Below are 22,838 nucleotides of genomic sequence, written 5' to 3' on the forward strand. Positions count from 1 at the left end.
GGGCTTATGGCTTTGCATACCGATTGCAAGAACAATACTCAAAAAACTATCCGCCTGCTTAAAACGGCGCGCGGCCAAATAGATGGAATAATAAATATGATAGAAAGCGACAGGGCTTGCGTTGATATAAGTTCGCAGCTCTTGGCGACGCAGTCTATACTGAAAAAAGTGAATGTAGAGATACTTTCCAATCATCTTTCCCGCTGTGTAAAAGACTCCATAGAACATGACAGCGAAAAAGTTAAAAGAGCGAAACTGGAAGAAGTCGTATCCCTTTTAAACAAAATGCTTAAATAGTTTTTTCCACGTTTATTAAATAGAACTCGGCTTGAGCGGAAATTAGCGTTTTTATTTCTTCCGCGCTTTGCTTGGCGGAACATTTAATCACGGCGGCGTATTTGCCTTGGCCCGTATTCCAAATATGAAGATATTCCACGGATGCGCCCGCTTCTTTAAGGGTTGTGATGAGCTCTTCTTTAAGGGCGGGATCTTCATAGTCGGCCAATATTTTGCCCGTAGCTTTGATGAGCCCTAACGCCCAAGAGCAAATCAGCGCGCCGCCCAGGAAGCCCACCAGAGAATCCAGGAAATTTAACCCGGCGTATTTGCCAAGTATTAAAGCGGCTATTGCCAAAAGCGAAGTTAAAGCGTCGGCCAAAATATGCAAGTACGCCGATTTAAAGTTAAAATCTTCGTGTTTGTGTCCGCTTTGTGACTCGTGTTGATGCGCGTGCCTGTGGCTGTGGGCGTGGCCGCCCATTATAAAAGCGCATAAAGCGTTTACCAAAAGGCCGATTGCCGCCACCAAGATAGCCTCGTTAAAGTTTATTTCCAGCGGATTAAAGAACCTTTCGGCCGATTCGTATAAAATCCAAACGCCGGATAAGGCCAAAAGTATCGCGCTGGCAAAGCCGGCCAAGGGGCTGAATTTGCCGCTGCCAAAGGCCAGCTTTTCTGAATATTGGTATTTGCGTATCATCATATAGGCAAAGAAGGTTATTGACAGCGCGAAAGCATGCGTCCCCATATGCCAGCCGTCGGCCAAAAGCGCCATGGAATTGGTGAAATAGCCGAAAGTTATTTCCGCGGCCATGGTTATTAAAGTCAGTATTATTACTGTTAAAGTTTTTCTTTCGTTCTTTGTCATACTTTCTTCCTTACCGGATAAAGATCGGTGATATTCCTTATAGTCATACACCCCCCTGGGGTATAGTATTAGTATAGTTTATATATCTTCTTTTGTCAAAGAGTTTTATTTGCTAAAATTTAGCGTGTTTATAAGAAAAACCGAAGAAAAAGATTTGCCGTCGATAGAACTTATCTACGCCTGCGCCCGCGCTTTTATGAGGCAAAGCGGCAACGGCGGACAATGGGGCGAGGGCTATCCCAAACGCGAAAAATTGCTTGATGATATTTCGCGCGGCTATTCTTACCTCTGCCAGGAAGGGAATGATATTTTAGCGGTATTTAGCTTTTGCCCTTCGCCAGATCCGACTTACGCTAAGATAGAAAACGGCACTTGGCTTAACGATGAACCCTACCGCGTTATCCATCGTATGGCGGCGGGGAAAAGAAGGAGCGGAGCGGCCTCTTTTTGTTTGGGCTGGTGTTTTAAACAATGCCGCAATATCCGCATAGACACGCATAAAAACAACGCCCCAATGCTGGGGTTGATAAACAAATTCGGCTTTAAATATTGCGGAATTATCTACACCGACGACGGCAGCCCCCGCCTCGCCTTCCAAAAGAAAATATAATTTCGCGCTTAGACATTCTTTATATTTAAATAAAACCCCCGCTTTTGGCGGGGGTTTTTGGAAGATTCGTCTTATAAAAACAGTTATTTTATTTCTATGGTTTTAAGCGCGGCGTCTATTTTCGCGGCCAGATTATTGTTGATTTCTGTTTCTGCTGTTAATATGGCGTCTTTTTCCTCTTGGGTAAGATCATCCGTCAAAGCCTGATTGGCAAAGAAGGTTTGGATTATAATTTCCCAGGATTGTTGATTGTCGTGGCAGGATAGCATTACGACTTTTTTCTCGTCTTCCGTAAAGACGCTCTTCCTGCAGGTTTTTCCGCTTATGGTAATATCTTCTATTGCGTCATAAAAGACTTCCTGAAAACCAAAGGGAGGGCGATTTTCAAAGAAATTGGTGTTCATCTTGGTATAAGCGTAAGACAAACTTATAGGCGGATAATTTTCAAAGTTGTCATACATATAGGTTTGTACTTCGGTTATGGAAGGATCTTCTTTTTGATAAAATTGCAGATTCTCTTTCGGGTTTACTTTTATTTCCCTTAATGTCCCGAAATCCTGCTGCGAAAGTGTGATGTTTAATCCGCCTTTAAGAGCGTAAGTTTTGCTTTTATCGGCGGCTTTGTCTGCGCAGGCTTGAATCAGAAAAACAAAAGAAAGGAGCAGCATGGTTTTTAACATTGTTTTCATATATTGTCCTTACCCTAAAGGGATTTTATGATATATCAATTTTTATATTATCAAAACCGAATTGCTAAGGCAATAGCGGCAAGGAGGCTTTTGCAGACAAAAATAAAACCCCGCCTTAAGCGGGGTTTAAATGGCGGAGTCAACGGGATTCGAACCCGCGGTCTCTGCCTTGACAGGGCAGCGTGTTAACCAGGCTACACCATGACTCCAAGTACTTCAGTTATATATATTCTATATCTTTACGCTTCGCGAGTCAAGAAGGAATTGCATAATGACTTTTTTATCTTTCTAAAACTTACCCCAGAGTATTTGTTCCGGCTCAAGTCTGACTCCCGTTTGGGTGTAGACTTCTTCTTGCACTTTCCTTATAAGATTGTAAATATCGGACGCGCTGGCTTTGTCGTAGTTTATTATAAAGCCCGCATGCTTTTGGGATACTTGCGCGCCGCCTACGGTTAGGCCTCTAAGGCCGCAGGAATCTATCAGGCGGCTTGCATAGTCGTTTTGCGGTCTTTTGAACACGCTGCCCGCGGATGGGTATTCCAAAGGTTGTTTTTGCGCGCGCCTTTCAAGTATGGATAATCTGCTTTGTTTTAATTCTTCGGAGTTTTTCTCTGTCAGTTCCCAAGTAACGCTTAGTATGATACAACCTTCTATCCCTTTTACTTTGCGGTAGCCGTATTGCACTTCACTTTTAGAAATTTCTTTTATTTCGCCGTTTGGGGTGATTGCTTTAAAGGATTTAAGGCAGTCGAAAGTTTCCTGCCCGAAGGCACCCGCGTTCATAAAAACCGCTCCGCCGCAGCTGCCGGGTATGCCGCTTAGGCATTCTATCCCGCCAAGGCCCTTTTCGGTCGAGAAACGCACGGCTTCATCAAGCGCGGTGCCCGCCTTTGCGCTAAGGTCCTTGCCGTTTAAGGCTAGGCCGGCATAGTTCTTGAGGCAGCAGGTAATACCGTTTAAGCCCAAATCGCTTACTAATATATTGGAGCCGAACCCGATTATGCGGAAGGCAAGGCCGTATTGCTGGGAAAAAGTTTTCAGATACAAAATTTGATCTTCGTTTTCTGGCAAAGCCAAAACCTGCGCCGAGCCGCCCGTTTTATAGGTGGTATAATCGCGCATGGGAGCGTCGAAAATCAAAATATTTTTTATTTTTTCGTCTAAATTCTCTTTCCAATCCATTTAATATATTATATAAAAAGACTATGGAGGATAATTTATGACAGATAAAAACGCAGGCAAACTGCCTACGCAAAGTATAGATTTGAAAATGTTGGAAACGGAATTTTATAATCCTTCTTCGCAGCCCGCGAAGGTAAAATTCGGCACTTCAGGGCATAGGGGGGCGCTTGGTTCTGGCTTTTGCGCTTTGCACGCCAAAGCGATAGCTCAGGCCGTTGCCAAAATGCATTTGGAAGAAAACATAAAGGGCAAGGTTCTTGTAGGAGGGGATACGCGGCTGATGTCAAAAGTTACCGCCGAACTGTGCGCCTGTGTTTTGGCAGGCAACGGGATAGAGGTCTCTTTGCCGTCTATACCTGTGCCGACGCCGGTATTTTCTTTTGAGATTTTATCAAAACGCGTTGTGGCGTGCCTTAACGGTACGGCCAGCCATAATCCGCCGCAGGATATGGGGCTTAAATATAATCCTTCTACGGGCGGGCCGGCGGATTCTTCCATAACCTCTAAAATAGAAAAATACGCCAATTATTTTATGCAAAATGAAAGCGAGATAAAATTTATCTCGCTTGACGAAGCCAAAAAACGCGGCCTTATAGACGTGCCCGATATAATCGGCAATTATGTCAAAGCGTTGGGGGACAAGATAGATTTTAAAGTGATAAAAACCGCCGCGCTTAAAGCCGCTCTGCACCCGATGGGCGGGACGAGCCTTCCGTTTTTCAAAGCGATAAAAGAATATTACAAATTGGACAATGTGGAAATAGTAAGCGAATTGCAAAATCCTTCTTTTAACTTTATTCCGCTTGACCACGACGGAAAGACGAGAATGGATCCTTCCTCCAAATATCCGATGTCCCCGCTGATAGATTTGGCCTTAAGCGGCAAGTACGATTTTGCGGGAGCGTGCGACCCCGATGCGGACCGCTTTGGCGCGGCGACTTCAAAGGGAGGTTTGCTTTCCCCCAATCACGCGCTTTGCGTTATGCTTAATTATCTGGCGGACAATAAAAAGACGTCTAAAACGACAGCCGTCGGACGTACCATCGGCACTACTCACCTAATAGATAAAATAGCCGCAGCGAAAGGTTTGCGCGTTGATGAGGTAAACGTCGGTTTCAAATACTTCGTGCAAGGCCTTTTGAGCGGGGAACTTTTAATGGCCGGCGAGGAAAGCGCAGGTATGTCCGCGGCCGATTGGGTGACGGAAAAGGACGGTATGCTGGCAGTGTTCTTGCTTCTTGAAATTATGAGCAATACCGGGCAAGACATAGCGGGCTTGTATAAACAGCTTACTGAGCTTTACGGCAGCCCCGTTTATACGCGTGTTGATATGCCCGTTACGGAGGAAGTCAAAGCGAAACTTAAAGGGTTTAACAAAGAAAGTTTGGCGGGCCTCAAAGAAGTCGCCGGCGAAAAGGTTTTAAACGTGCGGGATACCGACGGCGTTAAAGTGTATTTGGAAGACAGTTGGTTTCTTGTCAGGCCTTCCGGCACCGAAGCGATAGTAAAATTCTATGCCGAAACTTTCAAAGGCGAAGAGCATCTGCATAAGATACTAGAAGAAGGACGAAAGGTTTTTGGCCTTTAGATGGGCGGTTTAAATATGTAAAATAAAAGCCCGGCTCGGCCGGGCTTTTTATTGCCATAGAAGGGTATATAATAGTTTTTATCTCTTCACAATGTTTATAGCGGAGGCTATCTTCAAAGAGATAAATTTTACCGGATTGCCGGCAGCGAACTAATACTCTTCTAAGGATATGCTTGGAAGAAAATAAATTGAGTATATTGAGCATGTCAAATCGTATTTGTAAGGGCCTTCCAAGAGGGATAAGCATTAATGAGTTTTAACCGCCAGCTTGGCTGTTGAATATTGTGCCGGAGAGAAAAAGCGAGAAGGCTTTCCGCCAAAAACTTTTATAAGACGGAGCTTTCCGTATTTTGGTACCTAAGATGGAAAACTTTATCATAAATATTCCGCATATACCTTTAATAAGCATGATAGCGGCCGATAGGGAAAAAAGGAACGAAGGCCAAGGTCTAAACTCGGCTGGGAAATAAGATCTGGTACAACTTTGAAATAATTAAATATAATAGGAGTGTATGGCTTTAAGTCCTTTAGACGGAAGATATGGCGAAGCTCTTAAAGAGCTGGCCGCTTTAGCCGGTGAGGAACGCCTGATTGCTATGAGAATCAAGGCGGAATGTTTGTATTTGCTCGCTTTGGCGGAAAACGGAATAATAAAAATATCTGCCGCGGACAGAAAGAAAATTCTTTTGCTTGCCGAGGCTCCAAAAGGGGCCGTTGAAACGGTAATACTTATAGAAACCAAAGGTTTTAAAGGCATAAAAGCAACAAGGCACGATGTCAAAGCCGTGGAATATTATCTGCGTCTGTCTTTTGAAGAAAAAGGCTTGGGCAAATATATCCAATGGCTGCATTTCGCCTTAACTTCCGAAGATGTAAACAGTCTCTGTTACGCCGTAATGATGAGAGACGCTTTGCAAGATCTTTTAATCCCCGCCTTGGACGGGATATTATCTGTCTTAGGCAAATACGCAAAGAGTTACGCGGACGACGTTCTTTTGGCGCGTACGCACGGGCAGGCGGCAGTGCCGACCACTTTCGGCAAAGAGTTTAAAGTTTTTGAATATCGGCTTTCAAGGCAGATAAAACAGCTTAAAAAACAGCAAATTTCCTGTAAATTCGGTGGTGCGGTAGGTTGTTATAACGCGCACGCCGCGGCATTTGGCGATATCGATTGGCCCAAATTTTCAAAAAAATTTATAGAAACATTTAACAAAGGGTGCAAAAGCAAGATATTTTTGTGGGAAGTGTCTACCCAGATAGATCCGCATGATTCCTATGCGGAACTTTTTGACAATCTGCGCCGCATAAATATGATACTTTTGGATTTTTCGCAGGACATTTGGCGTTATATATCCGACGGTCTGATAAAGCAAAAAAGCATAGAGGGAGAGGTTGGCTCCTCAACAATGCCGCAGAAAGTAAATCCGATAGATTTTGAGCAGGCGGAGGGCAACTTTGGTCTGGCTAACGCTTTATTTGGGTTTTTCAGCGGGAAGCTGACGGTATCGAGGCTGCAGAGGGATTTATCCGATTCCACGGTATTAAGGAATATTGTTTGCGCCTTCGGATATTGTTTGACAGCTTATAAGTCTTTGGACAGGGGTTTGTCAAAGATAAAGCCGGATACTCAATACGCCTTGGAGCAAGTGCGCTCCCATCCGGAAGTTATCGCGGAAGCGTTGCAGACTCTGCTCAGGACTTACGGCCGGCAAGACGCTTATGAAAGCCTTAAAGGGCTTACCCGCGGCAAGAAAATAACCGCTGAAGATATTGATGCTTTTGTGGGAAAATTAGATTTGACCCCGCTTCAAAGGAAGAAACTGCTCTGCCTTAAAGCGGAAAAATATATTGGCCTGGCGGCCAAAATGGCGAGGAAGGTTTATTTATGATAGATATAGTATCCGGCGGACAGGCCGGCGATGAAGGAAAGGGCAAAATATCGGCGTATCTTTCTTATAAGGGTAATTACTCTTATTGCGTCCGCATAGGCGGGCCGAATGCGGGCCATACGGTTTTGCATCAAGGCAAGAAGTATACTTTAAAAAATATTCCGTCCGGATTTCTTAACCCTAAGACCAAACTGGTTTTGGGCGCGGGCGCCTATACCAAAACCGATTGGCTTTTAAAGGAAGTTGAACTTACCGGGACAAAAGACCGTCTTATAATCGACCCTATGGCGGTGCTTATTGAAGATAGGCATACTTCGGCGGAGAAAGGCGACAGCCATTTTATGTCCGCGGTAGGCAGCGTAGGCACGGGCTTGGGCCAGGCGGTGAAGGAACGTATAGAAAGGCGCGAACTTAAATTCGCCAAAGACGAACCCCTTCTAAAAGAGTTTATACGGGACGTGCCGGAACTTTTAAACAAGTCCTTGGCTAAGGGGGAAGATATGTTGGTTGAGGGAACTCAAGGCGTTAAACTTTCGCTTTTGCACGGGGAATATCCGTTTGTTACTTCGCGCGACACAACGGCGTCGACCTTTTTGGGCGAGGCCGGGCTCGGCCCCAAGGCCGTAAGGGATTGCTGGGTCATTTTTAAGCCTTATGTAAGCAGGGTTGGCCCGGGGCCTTTGGCAAGTGAGATTTTTGACGAAAAGGAACTTGAACTTTACCACGGCAAAGGCTGCGAAATCGGCAGCGTCAGCAAAAGGCTAAGAAGGATAGGCCGCTTTGAAGATGAAACCGCCAGAAAGGCCATTATGCTTAATACCGCCACCAAAATAGCTATTACGCATATAGACCTTTTTGCCGGCAATGACGCCGGTACCGTAAGCAGCTACGAACAGTTCAGCGGCGAGGCCAAGAAATTCTTGGAGCATTTGCAGGGGATACTCAAGAGCACCTATCCGTATCCGGAACTTAAGCTGATCTCCAACGGGCCGGAATTGGAAGATATGGTAATCTTATAGATTTTCCAAACCGTACAAGCCGCCTATTGCCAATAGGCGGCTTTTTGTTTGGCGGTGAGATTTTTGTTGTTCGGTTTATGTTTGGCGTTTATACGGGATAATTTCTTAGCGGCGGAATTAAATAAACGGATTGCAAAAGGAATAAAAATTGTTAATAATGAATAAATAGACCGCGGAGGGACATTTATATGAAATCCTATGCCGTTGACAGCATTTACGCTTTTATTATAATAGTGGCAGTGTTTTTGGTTTTGCCTTTCTTTGTGCCGATGCAGGAGGAAGAGTTCGTGTCTGAGCCTGTCGGCGAATATACGATAGAGGAAGAAAAACCGGAGATTTTTACCCGAATAATAGACAGAGTCTCATCTTTTTATCATCTAAAGAAGAAAAAGAAAGCAGTGCTTTCTAAATCCTTTTCCGAAGATAAATCCGCGGATAAAAAAGGAGAGCTTTCTTCCCTGAATGCAAATTCTGCGGAAGGCGCGGCCCAAGCCGGGGCTTCAAACGAAAGAATGTCTGCCGATTCCGTGCGCACGCAGAGATCTCAGTCTGAAGGAACTGCCGGACGATATAACGCAAATCCGCGTTCTTTGCCGGATATGGCCGAACTTGACGGAAAAGTATATCAGATAATGCCAGATCCCTATGGCAATAAATATGTGATAGCCAAAGGCGGTCCGATACCGCTTAAGGACTTTATAGCCAAGGGCGGCAGGATAGTAAAGCCGTCGTTCAATTATGAAACGGGCAACAACTTATCAGTGAATATGTCTGGGGGGAGTATACGTTCCGTGGGGGAGGGATCTCCCGTAAGATATGGTAGTGTTTCCGGCGGCAGGGCCGGTGGCGACATATCTGCATATAAAGGGCGAAGGGGCGGCAAAATAAGTGGGTTTAATCAAGGAAAAGTTACAGACGTGGGAGAAGAGTCCTCCAGCGGATCTCAGGGCGGCTCACGGGGCATAAGCTCGGGTTTTGACTTAAGCGGTTTTGATTTTGGTTCAGGGGAAAGCTTTGGCGAGTTACAGCAAAATTTAGTCGCCAAAAGCGGAGGCGGGGCCAAAAGCGATAATACAGATGACAGAGATAACAGGCCTTCCAAGGTGTACAAACTTCAGAATACCAAGCCTTTCGTGAGCGAAAATGCCGTAGGCGTAGCGATACAAAAAGAAGACGAGGGTATAACAATTGACATGAGCGGCGGCGGAGAAACGGACGAATTCGGTTTCGCAGACACATCGGGTTTTGAATCCGATTTTGACTCGCAAACGCCGCAGGATGATGGGAATGTCCTTTTGTTGAATATAGAAGCCGGATATGAAAACTCTTTGGGAATTATCCCGGAAAATTCCGAGACTCGCAAAGCGATGACGCGCGAGCTTTTGGGGGATTCCTCTTTTATCGGTAAATCTTCCCGGGGGAGAGTAAGCGACCCGTGGATATTGCCTAACAATATAGACAACGGCCCCGGTAAAGAATTTTTTGAAGCGAACAGAGATGTCTTATTGGGCAGCGACGCTGTCAGCTTTAAGGAATGGGAAGAGAACGATATCTATTACAACAAGGTCCGCGGCGATATAGAAAGCACGACAAACGGCGCCGTTACTCCTTTGGTTATGATAAACGGGCAAAAAGGGCCTTTCACCATACAAGTTATGCCTGAAGACAGTTATTATTACAAAGTGACTTCCAATTTGCTTAATAATAAAGTCCGAAAAGTTGACGAAGGCGGCGAAGTAGATTTGAACCGTATAGACAAAAACAGGGTGTTGGTGGTTGTGCCTGAGCGTCCGTTGGCGGAGAATTTGAGGAAAGACGGTTATAAAGTCGCCATATTTGACAAATATATAGTAACGCCGGGCAATTTAAAGAATTTTTACGATCAAACATCAAACGCCATTAAGGATATAGAAGAAGGCAAAAAAGCCGATCACGAGGCAAAGAAACAAGATATAGCGCGCTCCTTAAAAAAGTGATTTGGGCCTTAAGACCCAGGTATTTTTGGGCCTAAAAACCCTTGTTTTATAGAAGGTTATTTAATAAATTTTAATAATAGAAGCAGTGTTTTTTATAGCTTTGACATTAAATTTACGGAGTAAGCGGATATGAAGAAAAAGTTTTTGTTTGTTTTGGCATTTTCGATATTGGCTCTTGGCGCTTTGCCGGCGCATGCCGATTTGCATATGTACTGCAAAATAAACGGCGTGGAATATGAATTGGGTGACGTAATTAAAAGATTTGGCAATTACAGCAAAGCCGTTATAGGCTGCTGCGATTTGACGAAAGTATGCGGGCCCAATTATATATCCAATGTCGAGGGTGACGAATACTTGCATTCTCTCAGCTTGATAGCGGCAAAATATAACCACTTAGGTTCTTTAAAATATCTTATAGACGTCAAGGGTGTAGGCTATGAAAGCTGGCCGATGAAAAAAGGCAGTGACGGTCATTATAGAGATTATAAAGATTATACCCAGCTTATGTACGCGATAAAGAACGGCAATGCGGATATGGTTGCTTATCTGTTAAAGAAAGGTGCAAACCCCCGTTTGTCCAACCAGTATGGCGAAGACGCTAAGGATATAGCCGAAGGGACGGATAATTCAGAGGTAAAGGAACTTGTAAGAGAGGCTTGGAGTTCTTACAGATACAAACTTGATATTGAATATAAACGGGATATTTTAGACCTTAAGAACGAAAATTACGACGATATCTTTGCCGGTTTTCTAAAGATGATAAATTTTGACGACAGCATTTAATTGAAGGACTGGAAGAGGAGGCGGCTATGGCGCATAAAAAAACAGGGAATATAATTATATGGATTTTTGCCGCCGTGGCGATATTTTTGGCGGTTCCGTTTGTTTTTCAGGAAGAAGTGCCGGGTAAAAGCGGAAGCGGAGTTTCAATAGACGGGGAAGGTCTTTTGCCGGTAGTCAGTTCCGAAAATCCTTTAACCAAATACGTAAAGAAGCTTGCGGAGTTTTACGGCTTTAAGAAAAAAGGTGTTCCCGCTGGGAAGTCTTTTGCCAAAAGCGACTCTTACTCCGAAGACGATTTGAGGTATATGAAAGATGCTTTCGGCGGCCTTTTCTCCAACTCTGAAGGCGGAGCAGACACCTCTGCGGGCGGGGATACCTCCGCGCTTTCTGCCGAGGCGGTTGGTTCTATTCGGGCGGCTTATGCCAAAGGGGAAAGTGTCTCTTTGGAAAACGGCACCGTAACTACCGCCAAGGGCCTTGTTCTTAAACCTTCAAAAGACGGCTATTCGATAAACGGCAAGTTTTATAAAAACGGGGCCTATCCGTCTGCAAAAGATAAACGTGAGATAGAGAGAGCTTTAAGCAAATTCCATAAAGAGAAGGCTGCCAAAGAAGGGCTTAGGGCAGCTTATGTGCGTAATCCCGATGGCAGTTTGTCGGTTCAATATATGTCACCGGAAACCCTGGATACAAGAATGGACAACAATTTGTACGCTTCAAGCAAAAGGGCCGGCGGCGATTATTACCGCGGCGCTAGGATAATTTCCAGAAAAGATTCCGCTCCCTCTTCCTCCGGCGGAGCCAGCTCTTCCGGATCCGCCTCAAAGCGGAGCGGATATTCGTCATTTGACAATATAGACTCCATATACGATAACGTATCTGATAGGTTAAAAGAGCATTTTGGAGATAAAGAAGAAACTGCGGCTGAAGAAGAGAATGAGCAAGAAAGTACCGACGGGCAAAGTCTTTCCCAAGAGCTTATAGCCAATTCTAACCGTGCGCCGGTAAGTTTGCTGATAAGCTCTCAGTTAAGAGAATCACCCAACGAAATCCCCGGCACTGAATATTTAAATGCCCCTAGGGTTTCCCTTAGATTGGCTAGGACTAATGCCAAGACGAAATCTTTGGAAGATTTTTTAAGTAAATACGGAGTTGAGGGCAAATTCCATTTTACCGAAATTCAAATGCCCTATATAGCGCGCGGTACTAGTGAAGAACAAATAAAAGAGATCATGTCTAAATGGTCCCAACAATTGGACTCCTTAAGATCTGAGGATGGCCTTCTTAGGGTGTTTTCTCCTTCAATGATACCTGATGAGGTTTTTATTAACAATACTCCCGATCCTACAATGTATATCGGATATCCTAGAGTGCCGTATATGGATATCGATTCTTCCGGCCAGCCTGCGCTTACCAGCTTTTCGGAAGTCTTTTTAAACAGAACGGGCCTTTCCAATATGTTCTACGCGATGAGCGATCCCAACGGCGAAAAGTTGGATACCTCCGAATTGGAAGCGCGTTATTATGCCTTGGACGATATGCGTAACGAAAATAACAAGTATTTGCAAATGTTTGGCAAAAATGAGGGAATAAAAAAGAAAATGCCCAAAGTGGTATTCTATTTGGGGAAAATGGTGAAAAATGAGGGGAATGTCGCGGTAGCCTCGCCTGCCTCGTTCCTGTACGTATATGCTCCGAATATGGCGCCGGACTTTATATTGGGCGATGATAAACTTTCTTCGTTTAGAGAAATGCCGGCGGACGTCTTTTTAAATAACGTTAATGAAAGCGGTAGCAACAACATAGTAATAGTTAATGACGAAAAAATCAAAGATACTTTAAATAAAGCCGGGGTAAAAAATGTGTCCGTTATAGAAACGGACAGACTCTCTTCCGGTACTCCGGAAGATGTTGAATATGTGATATCCGCTTTGAAAGACGTAGTCACGCAAAGAGTAATGGCCGATGAAGTGCTAAAGCAGGAGTTTATAAAGGCTATGAAAGAAGCCAGCGAAAAGGAAAAGGGAAAATAGTGATTATATTAAGCAAGGAGAGTTTAATATAATTATAAAGAGGGTAAATTTATGTCAAAGGGTTTAATATTAAAAATTATTCTTTGCGGGTTTGTGGTATTTTTGCTTCTTCCTGCCGTCTTTGATGAGGAGCAAGCCAAACCTGTAAAGAGACAGCCGTTTGAAGACGCCACCGAATTTAATCCCAGTTTATATGACGGGGAAGAAAGCCTTCCTATACTAGATATAGCAGAGCCTGAAGAGGCCAATGTCTTTACCAGATACGCAAAAAAATTTAAGAATATGTATGGCCGAGCATTATTTGGCCGAAACGACGAAAAAACACCCTCTTACAAAACGGCGCAAACCGATGAATACGGCGACGAGGAATTATACTATGCCATGGCCGCTTTGTTTAGCGCGGGAAATTCCGAAAAGGGTGGCGCCGAGCAAAGGGCATCTTATGACTCGGGAAACTCCAAAGGCGGAGCCAATATCAATGCCGTTGCATATGATAAAGAGTATTTCAGCGGGGTTCCCTCTACCGTGAAGCAGACGGTGCACGAAAATGCCCCGGTAAAAGGATTGTACGAAACTTCGGCGGTGGAATCTTATGAAACCCGCAGTAAGGCTCAGCAAGTATATAGCAATGTGATGAATAAAGTCGACAGAACCGTACCCAAAGCGGCTAGGGCGAAAGCCCTCGGCGAAGTTTCTTCCGCGGGAACTGAAGATACTGAAAGTTATCAGGGCGGCAGTTACGGCGCTTTTGATCAAGCCGCAGCGGCGGATATCGGCTACGATGATCGTATGCCGGACTTAAATGACTCTATGATGTTTGCCGCCGCTAGTACCAAGAAAAACAACAGTAAATATAGCGGGATAGCGAGCCGCAGCTCAAGCCGCAGCGGTGGGAATTACGGCAGTGGGAGTTATAGCGCGTATAGTAGAAACTCTGTCGGCAGTCTTGAAGATTTAGGCGGAGGCTTTGGCGATAGTTTTGAAGCTTTGCTATCCCGTACGCAAGGCAGCATCTCTACGGCGGCCGATATAATGAAAGAGGAACGGCGCGAAAGAGAGGAAAACGAATCTAAAGGACAAGGGGGGGGAAACCAAAGCGGCAATGATAAGGAAAGTGTGCCATCGCAGAGCGGGAATTTAGAAGGATTGCCAAATGATAACGGCCAATCGGGAGGAAATGAGGGCTCAGCCGTTGCCGGCGGGGACGAGGAAACCGTGCCTGGTGACGAAGCGGGCGAAAAAGATGGCGCCCAAAATGGCGGTCAAACTCAAGAGGGCGGCAAGAAACCTGGGCAGGACAATCCTCCATTGGGGCAGGATACGGTTTTTGACCAGCAAAAATACGATTATGTATTGCACGACACCTGTGTAGACGGCCCCAATTCGGATAGGTCTGCAAATACGCAGTTGCCTTTTACCGAGGAAATAGCTTCCTTTAACTCAAGAAAGGGAATATTATCTCCGTCTTCAGCTTCTAATCCTGATAAGATAGAACCATTTTGTTCTACTCCTTTAGAGGGTGCTCAGCCCATAGAAGCGGCCATTGAAGGGAAAAATATAGTTGTGGACTTGGGCTTAACGAAAGGCAATGACGGTAATTTGTATAGGGTAACGCCTACTTATATGTCGCTTTCTGACAAAGGGTTAAGCCAAATAGGTATAGAAGATTATTATGAAGGATCTAGAAACTCAATAAGTTTGGGAGAATTGTTTAAAGGCACAAGAATTTCAGAGTTTGCCGCCGCGGCAAACAATAAAAACAGCATTGTTATAACGGTATCTCCGGCCGTAGCGAGGGCGTATTTAGGCAAGTCTGTCCTTATAGAAGAAGGAGATTTGGAGAGCAAAAGCGGATTGAGATCCCTTTCAGAGAAATTAAATAATCTTCCCGCGGAAAGGGAGCGCATCCTTGCTGTTACCAGTCAACAACAGGCGGCTATAATCCCTCAGCCTCAAGGCAGAAGCCAAGCTCAAGAACAAGCCCGTAAAGAGGCTGCGGCCAAAGCTGACATTCAAGAAAAGAAAGAAGAGATAAAAGAGAAAGGCTTTTTCGGAAGGATATTCGACAATTTGCGAGGCGGAAATAATACAAAGAGAAAGTAATCTTTTTAGGGAAAGTCTAAAGCAAGACAAAATAAAAATGGAATTTAAATTTGATTTGAGCAATTTAGAAGAGTTTTTGCCTAAGGATTTAGACGCCGATAAACGGCTTAAGGCAAAAACTCTTTTCTTTAAGAAGCTGGCTTTGGCGGCCCATAGCTTTTACGGCGGCAAGTTGACGGTTCTGCCTAAATCCGGCCCGATGAGTTCGGGTTGGATGAATGTGTGGTATACACCGGGTGTATCGGCTGTGTCTACGGCGATAAGAGATCACGAGCCAAAATCTTACGATTTAAGTTCGCGCGGCAATAGAGCTTTGGTGTTAAGTGACGGCACTCGTGTTTTGGGTGACGGCGATTGCGGTGCGGCTGGCGGACTTGGCGTGATGGAAGGCAAGGCTATGCTTATGAAGTATCTTGGCGGCATAGACGCGGACGCGATATGCATAAACAGCCGTGACGGCAAAGGAAAGCCCGTATTTGGCAAAATAGTAGATTTCGCCAATATGATAGCGCCGAGTTTCGGTGCTATAAATTTGGAAGACATAAGCCAGCCCAATTGCTATAAGGTGCTTGACGAGTTAAGGAGGACTTGCCCGATCCCCGTATGGCATGATGACGCGCAAGGTACGGCGTGCGTTACTTGCGCCGCGTTGATAAACGCTTTAAAACTTGCCCGCAAAAAAATAAATAATATCAAGATAGTTCTTTACGGGGCGGGTGCCGCCAACAGTACGGTGGCGGAATTCCTTATGGCTATGGGCGCGGACGGCGGCAATATCATAATATTTGATAAGAGCGGGGCCTTAACTAAAAAAAGAACGGACCTGAAAAACGATCCGGATTTCTACAAACAATGGTCTTTATGTTTAAGGACGAACGGCGCAAATATTAAAGACGAGCATTCGGCTTTTAAAAATGCCGATGTCGTTATCGCGCTGTCAAAGCCCGGGCCGGATACGATAAAAAGCGAGTGGATAAAACTTATGGCACCCAAGGCGATAGTATTTGCCTGTGCCAATCCCGTGCCGGAGATATCGCCGGAGGAATCTTTGAAAGCGGGCGCTTTTATAGCGGCAAGCGGGCGGGGTGATTTTCCAAATCAGGTAAACAATTCGCTTTGTTTCCCGGGGATATTGAAAGCGGTGCTTTTGTGCAGGGCACGCGGCATAACCGATACTATGGCGCTTGCCGCGGCAAAAGCGATAGCGAAATGTGCGGAACTCAAAGGGATTAACCCCAAGAGAATATTGCCCGATATGTATGACGGGGAATTATATCCTATGCAGGTAAAAGCCGTTGTGGAGCAGGCGCGAAAGGAAGGCCTAGCCGGGCTGGAGATAACACCGCAGGAAGCCTATAAAAAAGCCAAGACCGACATAAAAGCGGCGCGCGCCCTTAGCGATGCTTTATGGCGGAAAGGGTATATTAAAAAAATGCCTCTGACGATAATCAAAAAAGCGTTGAGGGAAACGCTTAAAGAAATATGAGAATAATAAAAAGCGCGGAGATAAGAGATATGGTCGCCTCTCTTTGCATTGAGGCGGCTTATAATTTGCCCAAGAACGAAATAAAATTATTGAGGGCCGCTCTCAATAAGGAGAAGGGCCGTGCCGCCAATTTGATAAGGCTGATCTTAAAGAACGCCAAAATAGCTTCAAAAGGAGAATATCCCTTGTGCCAAGATACGGGCAGCGCGGTCATTTTTGCCGAAATAGGGGAGAAAGTTCATATTGAAGGCAATATAAACGAGGCCGTAAACGAGGGCGTCAGGAAAGGATATAAAGAGGGCTATTTACGCAAATCGATAGTATCAAACCCGTTGTTTGACAGGAAGAACAGCGGGGACAATACTCCGGCTATTTTGCATTTAAGCATAGTCAAAGGCGACAGAATTAAACTAAAAGTTTTGTTAAAAGGCGGCGGCGCGGAAAACGCAAGCCGGTTAAAAATGTTTACACCAGCAGACGGGAAAGAAGAAATAATCTCTTTTATCAAGCAAAGCGTGAAAGATGCCGGCGGCAAGGCGTGTCCGCCGTATATTTTGGGGGTAGGCATAGGGGGCGATTTTGAACAATGCGCTTTTTTAGCCAAGAAGGCATTAACTAGAAGCCGCGCCAACTCAAAGAAGAGTTACGCCCTGCTTGAAGAAGATATTTTAAGAGAGGTAAATTCCTTGGGGATAGGCGCGCAAGGTCTTGGGGGTAAAGTTACGGCTTTGGCCGTTTATGTGGAAAGTGCGCCGTGCCATATGGCAAGTTTGCCCGTAGCGCTAAACATTTGCTGCCACAGCCACCGCATAAAGGGGGGCGTGATATGAAGAGGATTTTTCTCCCTGCGGATATTGCGGCTCTGAAAAGTTTGAAAGCCGGCGAAGAGGTTTTGTTAAACGGAACGATTTATTCTCTTAGGGATAAGGCTCACGCTTTGCTTTTGGGCGTAGGGGATATTCCGGACTTTTTGAAAGGCAGCGTAATATATTATATGGGTCCTACGCCCGCGCGCCCTAATAAGGCTATTGGCAGCTGCGGGCCTACCACAAGCGCTCGTATGGATAAATATACGCCTACAATAGTCAAAAAAACAAGTATAATTGGTATTATAGGCAAAGGCGAACGCAGCGCTGCGGTAAACCGCGCGATGAAAGGCAAGGCGATATATTTTCTTGCCTATGCGGGATTGGGCGCATTGTGCGCCCAAAGCGTTTTGAGAAGTGAAGCTGTATTGTATAAGGAATTGGGAGCGGAGGCTGTTTTTAGGTTGGAAGTAAAAGATTTTCCGCTGATAGTGTGTCAAGATCTTAAAGGCGATAATATATACGGAGGAATAAAATGAAGAAGTCACTACTGTTTTTGATTGTATTATGCGGCGCGGTTCTTTTCGGCGCCTGCAGCGGCAATAAGAAAGACGCGAACTATGAGGAAGAACCATATAATCGTTCCAAGAAGGCCGCCTATGAGAGCCAGCTTAGATATTCTGTATTCGCGCCTTTTATGTATGAAGATAAGTTCTACTCTTATTATGCTTTGGCAAAGAAGATTTCCGGCCCGGACAATGAGGGCTGGTATGAAGCCGAATTTAAGAACGGCCCCAAAAAAGGCGAGCGCATAAAGACAAAGAATATTATTATCAAGACTAGGCCGGCCGACGATTACGAGTTAAAGAAAGGAATGGTTGTTTTGGTAAACCATTGGAACCCCAGAACTAAGAACGACGAAAGCCGCACGGATATGTGGCGCAAGGGCGTGGTGTATAATTTAGACGAACTCAGCAAAGGCAAAGTAATGTTGGAGTTCCCCTATGACCGCAACGATTTTATGGCTACCAAAGAGGTATACCTCTTGGATAATATAAGGCTGATATTGGAACCTAAAGGCGTGCGGGATCCCAGAATATTTTTAGATTAAGATATGTTCAAGAGAATATTTTTTGCGGTTTCGGCTTTGATACTTTGCTTTTTGCCGCTGCGGGCTATGCAGAGCGATACCTATTTGATAGATACGCCCACGGCCGAAGTCCTTCCGCTTAGGGATTTAAGCGTAAGAACCCGTATCTTTACAGGCGGCGGCGTACTTGCCTATTTTGATTTTACCGTTATAAACCGCTTAAGCATAGGCGCTTCCTTAACGGCGGAGCATTTGGTCGGGGAAAGCGACGAGGATATAAAACTGCTCGTGCCCGCGCTTCAGTTGAAATATCGTTTATACGACGGCGGGGAGCATTTGCCCGCTTTGGCCATAGGTTTTGACAATCAGGGTTTTAAGTATAACCACGATTTGGACGAATATGAACAGCCGGCCAAAGGCCTGTATTTGGCATTTAGCAAAGAAATACTGATACCGGGACTGCTGTTTAACCCCGGCTTGAACGTAACCGTAGACGGCTTTGAGTTCGACAAATTGGCAGGTTACGTATCGGCGGCTTACAATATAAAGGACATAGTCAATTTAATGTTTGAGTGGGATAATATACACGGTATAAAAGAGTCCCGTTTAAACGGCGGATTGAGGTTATACATAACGGAGAACTTTTCTCTGGATTTTGCGGTTCGCAATTTCAATCATAAGGCGGAGCGTATAGCGCAGTTTAAATATAGCTGCAGCATATAGGAATATGGAAAGAATAAAGAAACCGTATAAACGCAGTATAATTTTTATCAAAAAGCACATGCAGTTGAAGTTTGTGTTTTTGTCATTGCTTCTTGCTCTTTTGTGCGTAGTTATGTGCACTTATGAATTTGTAAGTATGATACAGGCCTTTTTTAAGGCTCATCCCGTATTGTTGCTGGAGCTTATGGAGCAAAGTTCCGTACTTATACCGATATCCTTAATGAAACTTGCGATATTTTTTGCGGTGATAGCGATACTTGCGGCTATTTTATCCAATAGAATAGCGGGGCCGATATACAGGTTTGAAAGCGTATGCAAAGAAGTGGCCAAAGGCAACTATAAGGTGCGGGTGAAACTGCGTGACGGCGACGGCCTTAGAAGTTTGGAAAAAGAATTTAACGCTATGCTCGACAGCTTGGAACGGAAAGAAGGGGAATCTAAAAATGAGAAATAAGGCTGCGGCTCTTTTGGCCGTGATAATGACTTTTGCGTGCTTTGCCGGCGCGCAGAAATACCGTATAAAATATTCGGTTGACGAGAAAGATCCTATTTCCTTGGAAAACGCCATACGTTTGGCTTTGGAAAACAATTACGAACTTTTGCTTACCGAGCAAGACGTGGTAATATCCGAGCAGCGTTTAAAGGAAGCGAAGTTCTTATATCTGCCGGAGATAAGCTTTAACGCCGCGGCGACGGGTTATAATTTAGATTCGCCGATAGTGCTGCCCGATAGTTTGGGGCTTAGATATATCGCCCCGGCCAAAGATCACGACACCGATACTCTTTTTTATGGTTTGGGTGTTTCCGCGACGCAGTATTTATATACGGGCGGGCGAATTTCAAGCACGGTAGGAATGGCGAAAGCCGGCCTTAAGGAAGCGATGAGCCGCTACGAGGCGGTAAAATACTCGGTAATTTATCAAGTTAAGGAAGCGTTTTTTGAGCAGCTTTTCCTCCAACGCAAGGAAGCCTTGCTTGAGGATATGGTAGAACGGGTGGAATCGTATTTGAAAGGTAAAAGTTACAAACAGTGGGAAAGAGTATTGATACAAGCCGAGCGCGCGAAAATGAAAAGCAAAGTAAACGCTTTAAAAGAGGAATTGTCTTCTGCCAATCTAAAATTGATAAATGTATTAAATAAAGAGCTTAACAGCAAAGTGGTAATAAGCGGGGAGTTTGATTTTAATCCTATAAACGTGGACTTGGCGAAAGCGACCTTGTGGGCTATGGAATTCCGCCCCGAGCTTAAAAGCGCCCTATATAAGTTGGAGATGGATAATATCTCGGTAAAATTATCTTTGGCCAGGCGTTATCCCAATATATTGCTCGGGATAGGCTACGATCGCCAAGGCGAGGATAATATCAACGACGAGAATATTCAAGCCACTTTGGCATTGAAGCTGCCGTTTGGGTACGATTACGGCACTCAGCTCAAGCAGAAACGCGCGGAACAGCGGCAAAGCAATCTCAAGCGCGCGGCGATAGAAGATTCCATTCGTTCCGAAGTTTTGGAAGCGTATAATAATTTAATGTTCTGGCAGGAAGAAACCGCCGTACGCATCAACACGTGGGACGCCATTAACAAAGAGCTTGGCAGTCTAAATTACAATACTTTAAGCAAGGAAGAAGCCATAAAAGTGTTTAATTACTATTACGAAGCGGGCGTGGATTATCTTGAAGGAATAAAAGAACATATGCTTGCCATAGCCAAGCTGGAACTGGCGGTGGGGCAGGACATAAGAGAATAGATTTGATGAAGTTTTACGGAATAAGAATAATTCTTTTCGCATTAAGTTTTTTGGCGGTATCATACGCGCAGTGCGGGGTAATAGACGACAAACGGGAAAATGAGATACTGCGCGAATTTTTATGGCAGGAATTTGTTTCTTTACCCAAAGATAAACGCCCTAAGATTGGGGTGACGCTTTCTGCAGGCGGCGTGCGAGGATTTTCTCACATAGGCGCATTGGAGGTTATCAAGGCCAGCGCCTTGCCGATAGATTATATGTCGGGTACTTCGATGGGGTGCATTGTGGGCTCGATGTTTGCGGCGGGAGTAAGCCAGGCGAGACTATTGGACTTGGCGGAAAACCCTAAACTTTCCTATATATCAAAAGATCTTACCATACTCGGCGTTATAAAATACGTTTTTGGCAATAGGTTATTCTCTTCGGAGCGGTTCCAAGAATTTATAGAATCGGAAATAGGATCCATATATTACGAAGATCTTAATATCCCCTTTGCCTGTGTCTCGGCAGATATAAAGACGGGCGAGAAGGTAATTTTTAACAGCGGGCCTGTGGCTTTGGGCGTACGCGCGAGTATGAATTTGCCCGGCATTTTCGCCCCGGTGGAATACCGTCAGCGTTATTTGGTGGATGGCGGTGTAGTGGATTATATGCCGGTTGATTTGGTTAAAGATATGGGGGCCGATTGGGTACTTGCAATATTTTCGCTGCCGGATTATTCCAAAAGCGTACCGACGACCATTTTGGGCTATATAGTCAGGACGGGCGATTTAAGGGGCGCTTTCCTTACGGAAAGCTCCGAAAAGAGCGCCAATTTCCTTATAGAGTCGCGCGTAGGCGATATACATTCCTTTAACCCTGGTGAATCTTTAAAAGCGCTTGAAATCGGGGCCAAGTCCGCCTATGGATCTTTAGATCAAATGAAAGATAATTTACTTTTATATTCGGTGGATTATGTTTTTAAATAGGGTATTGTTTATCGCGCTCGCCGCCTTGTTTTTATTATGGCCTTTTGAACAAAGCCGAGCCTTGTTCGGCATAAGCGCGCGCAAAGCCCAAAACCAGATGCTAAGCCAAGCGCAGGAGGCTTATGACGATGCTCAATATAAGCGCGTGGAGGAATTGGGCAAAGAGTTCTTGCTTAAATATCCCTCCGCCTCCAAGAAACGCCTAAAAACGATGTATTTGCTTTTGGGCGATTCTTACAAAGAGCGCGGCCAATACGATAAAGCATTGCTGACTTATAACGAGGCGGCGGAATTCCTGCCCAAAGACGAAGACGTAAATCTTGCATTGGGCGGGATATATCTTATCGGCGGGCTGACCGACAATGCCAAAGACATATTCAGAAAAGTGTTGGAAATAAACAAAGAAAACAAGGACGCTCTTTTAGGTATGGCAAGAGCTTATTATGAGGAAGGCCTTTTCTCACGCGCGAATGTGTTTTTTGAATATTACCGACAGGCCGGCGGCGAAGAAATATCGGGCCCGTTCTTCTATTATTATGCGATGTCGCAATACCTTGCCGACAATCAAGATGAGGCTTTGGATTTGGCTTTAAAAGCATTATCGGCAGAGGAGACGGCAGATACTTTATTTCTGCTGGCTAAAATTTACAGAAACGGCGACGACGAAGAAAACGCTTGGCTTTATATAGACGCGGCTTTGGATAAAGATCCTTCGCGCTATGATATTTATTTAACCAAAGCCTTATGGCTTTCTTTCGGAACTTTGGAACAGAATAAGCAGGCTGAGAAAATGGCAGACTCCATACTTAAGAAAAACAGCCGCGATAAATTGGCGCTGTTTATCAAATATTTGTCTTTACGAAAGCGCGGAGGCGACAGCGCCAAGGCTAGGGAATATTTAAGGACGATAATGTCTATGGAAGGCGATCAGCTTATGGATAAAATGGCCGCGAAACTTTACTATATGGATATGAACGGGAAAACTCTTAAATAAA

21 protein-coding genes and 1 tRNA gene are annotated in these 22,838 nt (G+C 44.9%); 18 read left to right on the forward strand and 4 right to left on the reverse strand.

The window, feature by feature from the left end:
• The first annotated feature begins 6 nt into the window (after nucleotides 1-6).
• A complete protein-coding gene (locus tag ACQY3M_RS03170; RefSeq protein WP_428066020.1) occupies nucleotides 7-297 on the forward strand; it encodes a metal-sensing transcriptional repressor in 291 nt (96 codons plus the stop codon).
• Here ACQY3M_RS03170 and dmeF read toward each other — a convergent pair.
• The gene (gene dmeF, locus ACQY3M_RS03175) at nucleotides 290-1,147 is read right to left on the reverse strand and encodes a CDF family Co(II)/Ni(II) efflux transporter DmeF (protein WP_428066021.1); all 858 of its coding nucleotides are present in this window, start codon (nucleotides 1,145-1,147) and stop codon (nucleotides 290-292) included. The genes ACQY3M_RS03170 and dmeF overlap by 8 nt on opposite strands.
• A 124-nt stretch (nucleotides 1,148-1,271) precedes the next feature.
• Here dmeF and ACQY3M_RS03180 point away from each other — a divergent pair, with 124 nt between their 5' ends.
• A complete protein-coding gene (locus ACQY3M_RS03180; protein ID WP_428066022.1) occupies nucleotides 1,272-1,757 on the forward strand; it encodes a GNAT family N-acetyltransferase in 486 nt (161 codons plus the stop codon).
• An 83-nt stretch (nucleotides 1,758-1,840) separates the two neighbouring features.
• Here ACQY3M_RS03180 and ACQY3M_RS03185 read toward each other — a convergent pair whose 3' ends face one another.
• The 3 genes from ACQY3M_RS03185 to murB form a co-directional block, all read right to left on the reverse strand.
• Nucleotides 1,841-2,446, reverse strand: coding sequence for a hypothetical protein (locus ACQY3M_RS03185; protein ID WP_428066023.1), 606 nt, complete (start codon nucleotides 2,444-2,446; stop codon nucleotides 1,841-1,843).
• Nucleotides 2,447-2,577: 131 nt separating this feature from the next.
• Nucleotides 2,578-2,655 (reverse strand) — tRNA-Asp (locus tag ACQY3M_RS03190).
• A gap of 79 nt (nucleotides 2,656-2,734) precedes the next feature.
• Nucleotides 2,735-3,631: a UDP-N-acetylmuramate dehydrogenase gene (gene murB, locus ACQY3M_RS03195; RefSeq protein ID WP_428066024.1), complete on the reverse strand. Its 897-nt coding sequence runs from the start codon at nucleotides 3,629-3,631 to the stop codon at nucleotides 2,735-2,737.
• A 37-nt stretch (nucleotides 3,632-3,668) separates the two neighbouring features.
• Between murB and ACQY3M_RS03200 the strand changes: the two genes are divergently transcribed.
• The 16 genes from ACQY3M_RS03200 (at nucleotide 3,669) to ACQY3M_RS03275 (ending at nucleotide 22,837) form a co-directional block, all read left to right on the forward strand.
• Nucleotides 3,669-5,219 (forward strand): phosphoglucomutase, encoded by a 1,551-nt coding sequence (locus tag ACQY3M_RS03200; protein ID WP_428066025.1) that lies wholly within the window; start codon nucleotides 3,669-3,671, stop codon nucleotides 5,217-5,219.
• Nucleotides 5,220-5,731: 512 nt separating this feature from the next.
• Complete coding sequence (gene purB / locus ACQY3M_RS03205) at nucleotides 5,732-7,108, forward strand: adenylosuccinate lyase (RefSeq protein ID WP_428066026.1); 1,377 nt, start codon at nucleotides 5,732-5,734, stop codon at nucleotides 7,106-7,108.
• Nucleotides 7,105-8,127, forward strand: coding sequence for an adenylosuccinate synthetase (locus ACQY3M_RS03210; protein ID WP_428066027.1), 1,023 nt, complete (start codon nucleotides 7,105-7,107; stop codon nucleotides 8,125-8,127). The genes purB and ACQY3M_RS03210 overlap by 4 nt, the downstream gene beginning before the upstream one ends.
• Before the next feature lie 188 nt (nucleotides 8,128-8,315).
• Nucleotides 8,316-10,103 (forward strand): hypothetical protein, encoded by a 1,788-nt coding sequence (locus ACQY3M_RS03215; RefSeq protein WP_428066028.1) that lies wholly within the window; start codon nucleotides 8,316-8,318, stop codon nucleotides 10,101-10,103.
• Between the two features lie 129 nt (nucleotides 10,104-10,232).
• Nucleotides 10,233-10,886 carry an ankyrin repeat domain-containing protein gene (locus tag ACQY3M_RS03220; protein ID WP_428066029.1) on the forward strand — a complete coding sequence of 218 codons (654 nt, stop codon included), beginning with the start codon at nucleotides 10,233-10,235 and terminating at the stop codon, nucleotides 10,884-10,886.
• Between the two features lie 26 nt (nucleotides 10,887-10,912).
• Nucleotides 10,913-12,919 (forward strand): hypothetical protein, encoded by a 2,007-nt coding sequence (locus ACQY3M_RS03225; protein ID WP_428066030.1) that lies wholly within the window; start codon nucleotides 10,913-10,915, stop codon nucleotides 12,917-12,919.
• A 51-nt stretch (nucleotides 12,920-12,970) separates the two neighbouring features.
• A complete protein-coding gene (locus ACQY3M_RS03230) occupies nucleotides 12,971-15,022 on the forward strand; it encodes a hypothetical protein (RefSeq protein WP_428066031.1) in 2,052 nt (683 codons plus the stop codon).
• Nucleotides 15,023-15,059: 37 nt separating this feature from the next.
• Complete coding sequence (locus ACQY3M_RS03235) at nucleotides 15,060-16,508, forward strand: NAD(P)-dependent malic enzyme (RefSeq protein WP_428066032.1); 1,449 nt, start codon at nucleotides 15,060-15,062, stop codon at nucleotides 16,506-16,508.
• A complete protein-coding gene (locus ACQY3M_RS03240) occupies nucleotides 16,505-17,338 on the forward strand; it encodes a fumarate hydratase (RefSeq protein ID WP_428066033.1) in 834 nt (277 codons plus the stop codon). Before ACQY3M_RS03235 ends, ACQY3M_RS03240 begins: the two co-directional genes overlap by 4 nt.
• Nucleotides 17,335-17,853 (forward strand): FumA C-terminus/TtdB family hydratase beta subunit, encoded by a 519-nt coding sequence (locus ACQY3M_RS03245; RefSeq protein WP_428066034.1) that lies wholly within the window; start codon nucleotides 17,335-17,337, stop codon nucleotides 17,851-17,853. The genes ACQY3M_RS03240 and ACQY3M_RS03245 overlap by 4 nt, the downstream gene beginning before the upstream one ends.
• Complete coding sequence (locus ACQY3M_RS03250; protein WP_428066035.1) at nucleotides 17,850-18,425, forward strand: hypothetical protein; 576 nt, start codon at nucleotides 17,850-17,852, stop codon at nucleotides 18,423-18,425. Before ACQY3M_RS03245 ends, ACQY3M_RS03250 begins: the two co-directional genes overlap by 4 nt.
• A gap of 3 nt (nucleotides 18,426-18,428) precedes the next feature.
• Complete coding sequence (locus tag ACQY3M_RS03255; RefSeq protein ID WP_428066036.1) at nucleotides 18,429-19,127, forward strand: hypothetical protein; 699 nt, start codon at nucleotides 18,429-18,431, stop codon at nucleotides 19,125-19,127.
• Between the two features lie 4 nt (nucleotides 19,128-19,131).
• The gene (locus ACQY3M_RS03260) at nucleotides 19,132-19,581 is read left to right on the forward strand and encodes a HAMP domain-containing protein (RefSeq protein ID WP_428066037.1); all 450 of its coding nucleotides are present in this window, start codon (nucleotides 19,132-19,134) and stop codon (nucleotides 19,579-19,581) included.
• Nucleotides 19,571-20,875, forward strand: a complete 1,305-nt coding sequence (locus ACQY3M_RS03265; RefSeq protein ID WP_428066038.1) for a TolC family protein — start codon at nucleotides 19,571-19,573, stop codon at nucleotides 20,873-20,875. Before ACQY3M_RS03260 ends, ACQY3M_RS03265 begins: the two co-directional genes overlap by 11 nt.
• Nucleotides 20,876-20,880: 5 nt before the next feature.
• Complete coding sequence (locus ACQY3M_RS03270; RefSeq protein ID WP_428066039.1) at nucleotides 20,881-21,843, forward strand: patatin-like phospholipase family protein; 963 nt, start codon at nucleotides 20,881-20,883, stop codon at nucleotides 21,841-21,843.
• On the forward strand, nucleotides 21,830-22,837 hold the full coding sequence (locus ACQY3M_RS03275) for a tetratricopeptide repeat protein (RefSeq protein ID WP_428066040.1): 1,008 nt from the start codon (nucleotides 21,830-21,832) through the stop codon (nucleotides 22,835-22,837). The genes ACQY3M_RS03270 and ACQY3M_RS03275 overlap by 14 nt, the downstream gene beginning before the upstream one ends.
• The last annotated feature ends 1 nt before the right edge of the window (nucleotide 22,838 follow it).

It is taken from the genome of Candidatus Proelusimicrobium volucris (assembly GCF_959605025.1).
GTDB classification, from domain to species: domain Bacteria; phylum Elusimicrobiota; class Elusimicrobia; order Elusimicrobiales; family Elusimicrobiaceae; genus Proelusimicrobium; species Proelusimicrobium volucris.